This window comes from Methylocystis rosea, assembly GCF_003855495.1.
Classification (GTDB): Bacteria; Pseudomonadota; Alphaproteobacteria; order Rhizobiales; family Beijerinckiaceae; genus Methylocystis; species Methylocystis rosea_A.
This window is the reverse complement of record NZ_CP034086.1, coordinates 3,456,786-3,466,851: the sequence shown is the minus strand read 5'-3', so window position 1 is coordinate 3,466,851 and position 10,066 is coordinate 3,456,786. Positions and strand designations below refer to the sequence as shown.

Sequence of the window (10,066 nt, the reverse complement as noted above, 5' to 3'; positions counted from 1 at the left end):
GCGCGCAGCCTTACAAATTCAGCACCAGCAGGTCGCTCTTGGCGCGCGAGACGCAGGCCAGAAAAAAGCCGTCCGCCTTTTCCTGATCGGTGAGTCGCTTGTCGCGATGGTCCGCCTCGCCTTCGATGACCTGGATCTTGCAGGTTCCGCACATGCCCTGTTCGCAGGACGTCGGAATCTTGACGCCCTGCTCCTCGAGGAATGCCGTGACGGTCTTGTCGCCGGGGACCTTATACACGGCGCCCGTGCTGGCGATCTTGACTTCGAAGACCTTGTCGAGCACGGCCGGCGGAACTTTCGCGGTGAATCTCTCGACGTGGATCCGCTCCTTCGCCCAACCTTTCTGCTCAGCGAGGTGAATGATCGGATCCTGCCACCAATCGACGCCGCAGATGAAGAGCTGCGTCTCTTCTGGTTGGTCCTGCAGAAGGGTCACCGGATTGAGCAGCTGATTGAGTTCGCTCGCCTCATAATAATATTTCGTATTCTCCGCGAAATTCGATGTCGCGATCATCTCGCTGAATGAACCCGGCGACATCATTGCGTAGACGTAGTGCAGATCGAAGGGAATATCCTGGCGCTTGAGATGGTCCGCGATGCTCAGGATCGGCGTCACGCCAATGCCTCGCGCCATCAAGATCGCGCGTTTCGTTTGCCGCGGCACGCGAAACCGATTTCTCGGCAAGCCCACCTGCAATTTGTCGCCGACGTTCACTTGCGTATGCAGCGCCTTGGAGCCGCCGCGGCTGTTGGCGTCGTTCCACACGCCAATGACATAGCGATGGCGTTCCGTGGCGCTGTTGCACAAGGAATATTGCCGCACCAAACCGCCGGGAACCGTGACGTCGACATGCGCGCCAGGCGAGAAGGTCGGCAGTTCGGCGCCGGTGGGATCGACCAGTTCGAACGAGGCCATATTGTGGGCCTCCTCGCTCTTCTTGGCCACAATCACTTCACGCAGAGTTTCGTCCATCGCGTCGTCCGATCAAGATGCGGAACAGAGCGCAGAAAGTAGCAAGAAGCATACCCTTGGGGTCGCCGCAGACCCGAGCCGCGGCGAACCGACAATGTCACCTATCGGCCAAAAGCCCCTGGTTGCGTCTCCACTGTCGCGGTCTTGTGCGACATTCTTCCTCGCAATCTGCGCGCAGTCCTTCCCGGGCCTGTATAGGTCATTGATCTCGTTGGCTATTCTCCACCCACAAAACTGGGCGCCCTTCTTGAATTAAGAAGTCGACGAGGAGGCCGCATGGCTGACGCCGAAACCGAAATTCAGAGCCTGAAAGAACGCCCGCAGGACGCCGACGCTCTGCCAAGCGACATCCGCGGCTATCACCGGCGCACGAAACATGCTCCGACGCGCTATGCGCTTGGGCCGGCTTTTCTCGACTGGACCTCGCAGCCGTCGCCCTTCCGGCGCTTCGACGGCGCGCCGCGGATCGAACTGCCGTTACGCGATCGCGAAGAGACCGCGCCTTTCCCCGGCCCGGCGCTGCGCTCCGCGCCGCTCGACCGCATGGCGCTCGGCCTGTTCCTGGAGCTCGGCTTCGGGATCAGCGCCTGGAAAAGTTACGAAGGCTCGACGTGGGCGCTTCGCAACAATCCGTCTTCCGGCAATCTGCATCCGACCGAAACCTATCTCCTCGCCAACGCCGCCGAGGGACTCGGCGAGACCGCCGCGCTTTATCACTATGCGCAGGAAGATCATGCGCTGGAGCGGCGCGCTGATTTTGAAACGCCGCTGGTTCTGCCCGAGGGCGGCTTTCTGCTTGGTCTGAGTTCCGTCCCCTGGCGCGAGAGCTGGAAATATGGCGAGCGGGCGTTTCGCTATTGCCAACTCGATGTCGGCCATGCGATCGGCGCCGCCGCTCAGGCCGCCGCCGCGCTGGGCTGGCGCGCGCATCTTTTGTGCGAACCGGGCGACGCCGACATCGCGGCGCTGCTCGGACTCGATCGGCCGGACGCTTCTCATCGGCGCGAAGAAGAACATCCTGATGCGCTCTTGTGGATCGCCGCTGATGGGAACGCGCCTCCCGCCATCGACGTCTCCAACCTTGCGCGCGCGACGCGAACCTGGACGGGCGCGGCCAATCGCTTGAGCGAAGATCACGACGGCTGGCCGCTCGTCGACCGGGCGGCGCGGTTCTGCGTCAAGCCCCACACGCCGGCAGTGGAGCCCTTGTCGCGTGTTGCGCCGAAACCCGCCTTCCCATTCCCGCTGCCGGACATCGGGCGCGTGGTGCGGCGTCGGCGCAGCGCGCAGCGCATGGACGGGATCGCCCGCCTCTCGCAGGAGGCGTTTTGCGCGATGCTGACATCCACGCTTCCCGGCGCCGAGCCTTGCCTGGCGCCCTTCCCCCGGCCGCCGCGCCTGAATCTGCTGCTCTTCGTGCATCGCGTCGAGGGCGTGGAGCCGGGTCTCTATCTGTTGCAGCGCGACGCCGAAACAACGGCGCGGCTACGCGAGATGTCGGCGCTGGCATTGCTTTGGACGCCGATCGAGATCGGGCCGCTCAAACTCTTTCGTCTGCGGCGCGGCGCCGTCGAACGCGAGGCGAGTATGAACGCCTGCCGCCAGGCGATCGCCGGCAAGGGCTGCTTCGCCGTTGCGATGATCGCTGATTTCGATCGCACGCTTCAAGAAGATGGCGGCTTCGGCTATCGCTGGCTGCACTGGGAGGCCGGCGCGATCGGCCAGGCGCTCTATCTCTGGTCAAGCGCCATCGGCCTCTCCGGCACGGGGATCGGTTGCTTCTTCGACGACGAGATCCACGCGATGCTGGGTCTGTCGCCAGAGCAATACGCCTTTCAGGACGTCTACCACTTCACCGTCGGCGCCGCGCTGGAAGACCCGCGCATGCTGACGCTCCCCGCCTACCCCGAAGAGATGCGCGAGCGAACATGAACATCCAAATCGAAAGGCCGCATGTCGAAGCGCTGATTGCGCGCTTTCCCGCCCATTCGGGGCTCTCGTCGCAACTGCGTTTCGGCGACAGAGTCGAACTCGATCTCGCGCATCTCTCCGGCGCCGAATTCGATTTCCTCGAGGAGCTGTATCAGCAATCGGGTCCCGAATTGCGCGCCAGAGCCGCGCAGCTTGCGACGCTGCGCTCGGCGCTGGAGTCGCAGGGCAAGCGTTTTGAGGCAGGCGATCTCGAAGACGTCTTGCCGGCGCTGATCAAATACATGACGACCGACGCGCTGCGCGGCTGGCTGTTCACGGCCAGCGTCGCCGCCAAGGCGCTGCCCTATGTCGTGACGCGTTTCGACTATGTGCCGACTTCCAACGACGAGGCCGGCAAGATCCTGGTGGAACTGAAGGCCAACGCCAAGGGCACGCTGCAAACCAATCTCATGCGCATCATGGCGCCGGACATCGTCGGCCGAACCATCAGCGAAATCCTCGCCGCCAAAGGCTTTCTGCGCGAAACGCCGGCTTTGATCGAGGCCTTCGACGCGGCGAGCGAGACCTATTTCGATTGGCGCGGCCGCTATGGCGCGCAATTTTCCGGCAAAGGCTCCGGCTTTCACGCCGAAGACCCCAACGCCACGCATCGCGACACGGACTGGACGCGCAAGGACGTCATCGTGCTCTCGACGAGCGGCGGCGAGGCGCGCCTCGTCAACGACGAGGCGGTGCTTTCGGCGCGCAATCTGACGTTGGAGGCGCCGGGCGACGTGCTCGGGCATTTCCTGCGCAAGGCGGGCAAGAGCAACAATTTCTCCGGCGAGGACGAAATCGCCGAGCTGCGCGAACAGATTCCGCCGGGACTCTTCACGCAAGTTCCCGTGCATCCCTACATCCTGATGTTCCATCTCGATCTGCATCATCACGTCTGGGTGCATGTCGACGAGATGCGGCTTTATCGCTATCAGCCCGAGTTGAAGAGCAAGCTGGTGCTGCCGGAGGAGCAGACGGATCTCATCGACATTCTGACCGCCGAAATGGACGTGCTGATGGATGACATCGTCCAGGGCAAATCCGGCGGCACCACGGTGCTTTGCGCCGGCCCGCCCGGCGTTGGCAAAACGCTGACCGCGGAAGTCTATTCGGAAATCATCCAGCGTCCCTTGTACCGCGTGCATTCGGGGCAACTGGGCCTCAATGTCGGCACGATGGAGACGGCGCTAAAAGAGATTTTGACGCGCGCTCAGCGCTGGGGAGCGGTGATGCTGATTGACGAGGCGGACGTCTACATCAAGCGCCGCGACGACAACATCGCGATGAACGCCGTCGTCGGCGTTTTCCTGCGCGTGCTCGAATATTTCAATGGTCTGCTCTTCCTGACGACGAACCGCGTCGACGACATCGACGAGGCGATCGTCTCGCGCTGCATCGCGCTGATCAAATACAACCCGCCAGACGCTGACGCGAAGCGCCGGATCTGGCGCGTAATGACAGAGCAATTCGCGCTCAACGTCGATGACGCGCTCATCGACGACCTCGTGGAGATTTTCCCCGCCGCCACGGGCCGCGACATAAAGGGGTTGGCGAAGCTCACGGCGAAGTTCTGCCACCAGAAGAATGTGCCGCCGAGCGTCGCCGTTTTCCGCCGCTGCGCGATCTTCCGCGGCCTCGACACGGCGCATGCGGCGTAGATTCAGTCGTCGAATCCGCCGGACAGTCGCTCGCCCCAGCGTTCGCGAAAGGCGTTCGCCACATTCTCGCTCGCAAACGTGACTTCGATCGACCATTCCGTGGTGCGCGTATCGTCGGGCCACGCCCGTTCCGCGCGACGCCAGAGGATGCTTGGCCAGTCGGGATTACGCTGTGGCTTACCGCTTTCGCGCGACGACGGCCGGCCGACGCGCGCGATCAGCCAGTCCATGATTTCCGGCCGAAAGGCGGCGCCAAAAAACAGTCCGTGCCGACCCATGCGGTCGGGCGTGCGAAAGATACGCTGATTGAGCCAGGCGAAGGCAGGCGGATCAGGATCATTGTGAAAGCAACGCAGCGTCAACAGACGGAAACCCATGGGGACGGGAAGCGCCGGAACCGCGTTGACGCAGCCCGCTGACTCCTGCAACGCCGCCGTGTCGGAGCCATGAGTTTCCGTTCTCACGCGCTTTCCCCCCGCGCCTCGGGCGGCGGCCGGTCGACCGCCTTGAGCGCGTCGAGCACGGCGATCAGCGCGCGGCGCCCATCCTCCACCGCCTCCGCCTCGGTGCCGCCGACGCCAAAGCAGCCGGGAATATCTGGATAAGAGAGCACGTAGTAGCCGCCCTCCTCTGGCGGTCCGCGGCCCAGCTCGGTTCGATAGACGGGCGCCTCGCTCATTTGTCCAACTCATCCATGAGGTCCACCATCGCGACGAAGGCCTTCACGTGAACGCTTCTCACCTTCGCCTTCATCGGGATGGCGACGCAATTCGGCACGGAAGGATGCGTGAACACGACATGCGTTCCCGTCACCTTGCGGAACTTGATCGCATATTGCGAGGCGGTGATTTCAAAATCGGCGGGCGTCCAGGCGCCGCCCGGATCATTGCGAAACGCCTCCAAGCGCTTGTTATGCACGGCGTCGCCTCCCGTCGGTCCCGGCTCGAATCTTGCTCGCCATCGATGCAAATTCGCAGCCAGCCTTACGGAGCGCCTTCATGTTTGTTCGCGTCTGCAAGGAAGACACCCTCATGGAGGGCGGAATGCGCGTGGTCATCGCCGACGCGCAGCTCATCGTTCTCGCCTGGCCGGAAGACGGCGTCGTAAAGGCGTTTCAGGGAGTCTGTCCGCACACCAACGCTCCCTTGGCCGACGCCGATTTCGACGGGACGACGTTGACCTGTCCGCTGCATTTCTGGTCGTGGGACATGAACAGCGGCCAACCGACCCATGAGCATGCGACGCCGCTCGCCGAATATCCGGTGCGGATCGAAGACGGCGTCGTCTATATCGACGCTGAAGGCGTCGCGCCGATCTTCGCAGAACCCTGATCAACGCTGGTCCGCATATTGCGAGACCGCGATCACGCAAGGAAGGTGGGCGAGCATGGCGGTGGATCTGAAGACCGATTGGACGAATGACGATCTCGCCAGGCTGATGGCGTCCGTCGAAGACGACCGGGACTGGCGCCTCGAGGTCAGCGTCGCGGGAGTCGCCGATCTTAGCGACAAAACCGCCAATCCCACCGGCGCCGATTACGACGAGACGCTGCACTGTTTCTTCGAAACCTGGATGCAGGGAACTGATTTTGTCGGCGCCTCGGCCGCCGCAGACAAGACGCTCGTCGGAAAGATCGCGAACGCCTTGCGCGAAAATTATCCCGGACTGAAGGCGGGGAAGTTCATTTACGTGGCTTTGTAGCGCATTTGGCGACGCGACGAAGACGCACGTCGCTTCAGTCGCTGGCGTGCGTCTTGCTTTCGCCGAGTCGCGGGGGGACGATGACACACGTGCGATTCTGCGAATTTCTGTCCAAGCGAAGCGCCCCCTTCGTGATCGTTTTGGGCGCGAATGAGATTGCTTCGGCGGTTGCGGCGCGTCTGACGCGGGAGGGCTACCGCGTCGTGCTCAGTCACGACCCTTACCCGCCCGTCATTCGGCGCGGCATGTCGTTCCACGACGCTCTGTTCCAAGATCGCGCCGAGGTCGACGGCATTCAGGGCTACCGCGGCGAGACTGCGCTGGAAATCGTACGGGTGTTGACCGTGACGGGCGTCGTTGCCGTGACCTCGCTGCAACTGACCGATCTCCTTGCGCTCCGCACGCCCGACGTGTTGATCGACGCGCGAATGCAAAAGCACCGCATGACGACCAATCTGCGAAAGATCGCCAATCTCGCCATCGGCCTCGGCCCGCATTTCGCCGCCGGAGTGAACTGCGACGTCGCCATTGAGACGCATCCCGAACACGCCGGCGAGCTCGTCGAAACCGGCGAAACTCGGCCCAACGATCATGTTCCACGCTACCTTGGCGGCGTTGGCCGCGGCCGCTTCGTTTATTCCGCCCGAGACGGCGTTTGGCGCACGCCGCTCGACGTTGGCGCCAGAATTTTTAAGGATTACCTCCTCGGCCTTCTCGACGGTCACCGCGTCCTTTCGCCGATGGACGGCTTCCTGCGCGGCATCGCGCGCGACGGGGTCGTCGTGCCGCAAAATGTGAAACTCGTCGAGGTCGATCCGCGCGGGCGCGCCTCGACTTGGACGGGCACCGACGAATATGGGCGCGCCATAGCGGACGCCGCTTATCGCGTGATCGCCAAAGCGGCTCACGCACGCCATTGGACGCGGCCCGTTACCGTATCCTATCACTGAGGCTCGAAGCCGTGACGACGACCACTATCGACAATGCCGTATCCATATACGATCGCATCGGCGGCTTCGACACGGTCGACCGGCTTGTCGAAACCTTCTACCGCAACATGGACGAACTACCGGAAGCGCGCGGCATACGCGCCGTTCACGCGGACGATCTTGGACCGACGCGGGCCATTTTGAAGGTCTATCTGGCCGAATGGCTCGGCGGCCCCAAGGATTATTCCGCCAAGAAGGGGCATCCACGCCTGCGCATGCGACATAGCCATTTGCGCATCGGTCCGGCCGAGCGCGACGCCTGGATGCTGTGCATGAACGGCGCGCTGGATACGACGATCGAAGACGTCGGCATACGCGAAAGCCTGCGCGAAAATTTCACAAAGCTGGCCGATTGGATGCGCAACGATCCGGACAATGCGCATGACAAGCGCCATTGAGCGTAAACCGCGCATCCGTCAACGAGGCCGGTGCGCTTACGCGCCTCTCACCCGGCCCATCGGCTGAGGTGCGCGCCTCGAATTAGCTGCGATAGCCTTCTTCAGCGAGCACCTGACGCACGGCCGGGCGCGTTTTCATAAGCGCGTAATGCGCCTGGCAATTGCGCGGCAGCGTCATGCCCGTCTTGTCGGCCCAAAACTCCACATAGAACAGCGCCGCGTCGGCGATCGAAAAGCCGCCGGCGACATAGTCCTTGCCCGCAAGTTCCGTATCGATCGCGATCAGCGCCGCCACGACGATTTCGCGACCTTCGGCCTTGATCGCTTCGACGTCGGCCTGTCGCCCGGCGTAGCGCTCCGGCGTGAACACGCGTCGAAAGCCTTCGCCGTGAATATGCTGAACGCAAAAATGCATGGCGGCCAACGCCGACTCGCGCGCATCCGCGCTCTCCGGCAGGAGCTTGCGGCGCGGATAGGCCTCCGCAAGCCATAGAGCGATGGAGTAAAAATCCGTCAGCGCGACGCCATCGTCGCGCAACAGAGTCGGGATCGTCCCATGCGGGTTGATCGCCAGATAGTCCGGCTTGAGGTGATCGCCCTTGACCAGATTGACGATATAGGCCTCGAAGACCAGCCCTATCTCTTCGAGCAGGATGTGTATGCCCGTAGAACAGGATCCGGGCGTCATGTAGAATTTCATTCCCGGCTCGCCTTGCGCAGCTGATCGGCGTCGATTGATTAGCCGAATTTGAACAGCACGCCGTAGCCGCCGCGCGGATAGTTCCACTCGATGTCGCCGCTCGGCTCGGCGATGATCCGACACGTGCCGCATTCGACGCAGCCGTCGGTCGTGATCTCGACTTGCCCAGTCGAGTTCATTTCATAGCAGTGCGCCGGACAGACGTTCACCAGACTGAGCAGTTGCGGCGAAGGCGTGGTGTGCGGACGCACCTTGATGTGGGCGCGGCCGGCGTCGACGAGATAGCGATTGAGGTAAAGCTTGTCCTCCACCCGGACCGCTGCTTCTGCGCTCATTGTCCTACTCCGTTGCTAGAGGGCATCGCGCCCAACTACCTCCACGCGCGCGCCAGCCGAAAGGCGTCGCCGACCAGTCCGGTCAGCGAACGCGCCGCCAGGAAGGAGCGGAACGTGGTCTTCTCTTTTTCCCGCTTCGGCGTGCCGTCGACGCGCAGGAAATTCGCCATCGCCTTCGAGACGAGCTGCGGATAGGTCAGGAAGAAGTTCTGCGCCTGAATGTGAAGCAGATCCGGCATGTCGCGATATTTCTTCAAATCCTTCATGACGAAGGACTCGTCGAGCATCTTCTTGTAGAGCGCCAGATTCTCCTTCGTCATCGGATCGCGGCGCGATTTGATTTGGAAGATCGCTTCCGCGGCGATCCGTCCGGAGGTCATCGCCAGATTTGAGCCTTCGCGATGTATGGCGTTGTTCAACTGCGCGGCGTCGCCGACGACGACCCAGCCGTCGCCATAAAGCTGTGGTATCGCCTTGAAGCCGCCTTCGGGGATCAGATGCGCGGCGTATTCCTTGACTTCCGAACCTGCGATGAGCGCCGCCACCGATGGATGCTGCTTGAACTTTTCCAGCAGTCCGTACGGCGTCTGTCCCGTCTTCTCGAAGTCCGCGACGAGACAGCCGATGCCAAGCGAGATCGACTCCTTGTTGGTGTAAATGAAACCCATCCCGGTCATGCCTTGCGAGATTGTGCCCACCGCTTCGATGACCGCGCCTTCGTCGCCGCGCAGATTGAAGCGGGCTTCCAGAGTTTCCTGCGGGAGGAAGTGCATTTCCTTCACCGCCAGAGCGACATTGCTCTTGTCGGGCGTCTTGCGCAGGCCGGCTCTTGTGCCGAGCAGCCCGCTCACGCCTTCCGCCAGCACGACGACATCGGCGCCGACCTGTCCGTTCTTGCGGTCCGTGCGCACGCCGATGACTTTTCCATAGGCGTCCTGCAGCAGCTCTAGGACCGTGGTTTCGCACAGCACGACCGCGCCGGCCTCCTGAACCTTCTTGGAGAACCATTTGTCGAATTGCGCGCGGATGATCGTGTAGCGGTTGGGACGCTCCTCGTTGAATTCGTCCGAGCGATAATGGAGTCCCGTATGGGAGTTGTCGTCCATCATCCAAAAGCGCTGCTCGACGAGATGACGCTCCAGCGGCGCGTCCTCACGGAAATCCGGGACAAGCTTCTCGAGCATGTCGGAATAGAGGATCGCGCCCTGCACATTCTTGGAGCCGGAATATTCGCCGCGCTCCAACTGCAGGACTTTGAGGCCCTTGCGCGCCAGGGTCAGGGCGGCGGCGTTGCCGGCCATGCCGGCGCCAACTACGATCGCGTCGAATCTTTCTTCGATCATG

At 62.4% G+C, this 10,066-nt stretch carries 13 protein-coding genes; 6 read left to right on the top strand and 7 right to left on the bottom strand.

The annotated features are described in order from the left end of the window. Positions 1 to 10 precede the first annotated feature (10 nt). Entirely contained in the window at positions 11 to 973 is a 963-nt protein-coding gene (locus tag EHO51_RS16995) for a PDR/VanB family oxidoreductase (protein WP_124739840.1), read from the bottom strand. Between the two features lie 276 nt (positions 974 to 1,249). Between EHO51_RS16995 and EHO51_RS16990 the strand changes: the two genes are divergently transcribed. Together EHO51_RS16990 and EHO51_RS16985 are read left to right on the top strand one after the other, a co-directional pair. Then, complete coding sequence (locus tag EHO51_RS16990) at positions 1,250 to 2,905, top strand: SagB/ThcOx family dehydrogenase (RefSeq protein ID WP_124739839.1); 1,656 nt, start codon at positions 1,250 to 1,252, stop codon at positions 2,903 to 2,905. Then, positions 2,902 to 4,599, top strand: a complete 1,698-nt coding sequence (locus EHO51_RS16985) for an ATP-binding protein (protein ID WP_124739838.1) — start codon at positions 2,902 to 2,904, stop codon at positions 4,597 to 4,599. The genes EHO51_RS16990 and EHO51_RS16985 overlap by 4 nt, the downstream gene beginning before the upstream one ends. 2 nt (positions 4,600 to 4,601) lie before the next feature. Here the strand turns inward: EHO51_RS16985 and EHO51_RS16980 are convergent, their stop codons facing one another. Genes EHO51_RS16980 through EHO51_RS16970 form a run of 3 tightly spaced genes read right to left on the bottom strand, consistent with a single transcriptional unit; the run spans position 4,602 to position 5,517 of the window. Next, positions 4,602 to 5,063 carry a hypothetical protein gene (locus EHO51_RS16980; protein ID WP_124739837.1) on the bottom strand — a complete coding sequence of 154 codons (462 nt, stop codon included), beginning with the start codon at positions 5,061 to 5,063 and terminating at the stop codon, positions 4,602 to 4,604. Then, positions 5,060 to 5,278 (bottom strand): type II toxin-antitoxin system HicB family antitoxin, encoded by a 219-nt coding sequence (locus EHO51_RS16975; RefSeq protein ID WP_029649181.1) that lies wholly within the window; start codon positions 5,276 to 5,278, stop codon positions 5,060 to 5,062. Before EHO51_RS16975 ends, EHO51_RS16980 begins: the two co-directional genes overlap by 4 nt. After that, positions 5,275 to 5,517 (bottom strand): hypothetical protein, encoded by a 243-nt coding sequence (locus EHO51_RS16970; protein ID WP_018406810.1) that lies wholly within the window; start codon positions 5,515 to 5,517, stop codon positions 5,275 to 5,277. Before EHO51_RS16970 ends, EHO51_RS16975 begins: the two co-directional genes overlap by 4 nt. Before the next feature lie 80 nt (positions 5,518 to 5,597). Between EHO51_RS16970 and EHO51_RS16965 the strand changes: the two genes are divergently transcribed. The 4 genes from EHO51_RS16965 (at position 5,598) to EHO51_RS16950 (ending at position 7,687) form a co-directional block, all read left to right on the top strand. Beyond that, positions 5,598 to 5,930 (top strand): Rieske 2Fe-2S domain-containing protein, encoded by a 333-nt coding sequence (locus tag EHO51_RS16965; RefSeq protein WP_123174942.1) that lies wholly within the window; start codon positions 5,598 to 5,600, stop codon positions 5,928 to 5,930. 55 nt (positions 5,931 to 5,985) lie between these two features. Beyond that, a complete protein-coding gene (locus tag EHO51_RS16960; RefSeq protein ID WP_124739836.1) occupies positions 5,986 to 6,300 on the top strand; it encodes a hypothetical protein in 315 nt (104 codons plus the stop codon). An 80-nt stretch (positions 6,301 to 6,380) separates the two neighbouring features. Next, positions 6,381 to 7,250, top strand: a complete 870-nt coding sequence (locus tag EHO51_RS16955) for a xanthine dehydrogenase (RefSeq protein WP_124739835.1) — start codon at positions 6,381 to 6,383, stop codon at positions 7,248 to 7,250. An 11-nt stretch (positions 7,251 to 7,261) separates the two neighbouring features. Beyond that, entirely contained in the window at positions 7,262 to 7,687 is a 426-nt protein-coding gene (locus tag EHO51_RS16950) for a group II truncated hemoglobin (protein WP_124739834.1), read from the top strand. An 82-nt stretch (positions 7,688 to 7,769) separates the two neighbouring features. Here EHO51_RS16950 and EHO51_RS16945 read toward each other — a convergent pair whose 3' ends face one another. Genes EHO51_RS16945 through EHO51_RS16935 form a run of 3 tightly spaced genes read right to left on the bottom strand, consistent with a single transcriptional unit; the run spans position 7,770 to position 10,065 of the window. Further along, positions 7,770 to 8,387: a glutathione S-transferase family protein gene (locus EHO51_RS16945; protein ID WP_124739833.1), complete on the bottom strand. Its 618-nt coding sequence runs from the start codon at positions 8,385 to 8,387 to the stop codon at positions 7,770 to 7,772. Between the two features lie 38 nt (positions 8,388 to 8,425). After that, positions 8,426 to 8,722 (bottom strand): ferredoxin family protein, encoded by a 297-nt coding sequence (locus EHO51_RS16940; RefSeq protein ID WP_018406804.1) that lies wholly within the window; start codon positions 8,720 to 8,722, stop codon positions 8,426 to 8,428. A 35-nt stretch (positions 8,723 to 8,757) separates the two neighbouring features. After that, positions 8,758 to 10,065, bottom strand: coding sequence for an FAD-dependent oxidoreductase (locus tag EHO51_RS16935; RefSeq protein ID WP_124739832.1), 1,308 nt, complete (start codon positions 10,063 to 10,065; stop codon positions 8,758 to 8,760). Position 10,066 lies beyond the last annotated feature (1 nt).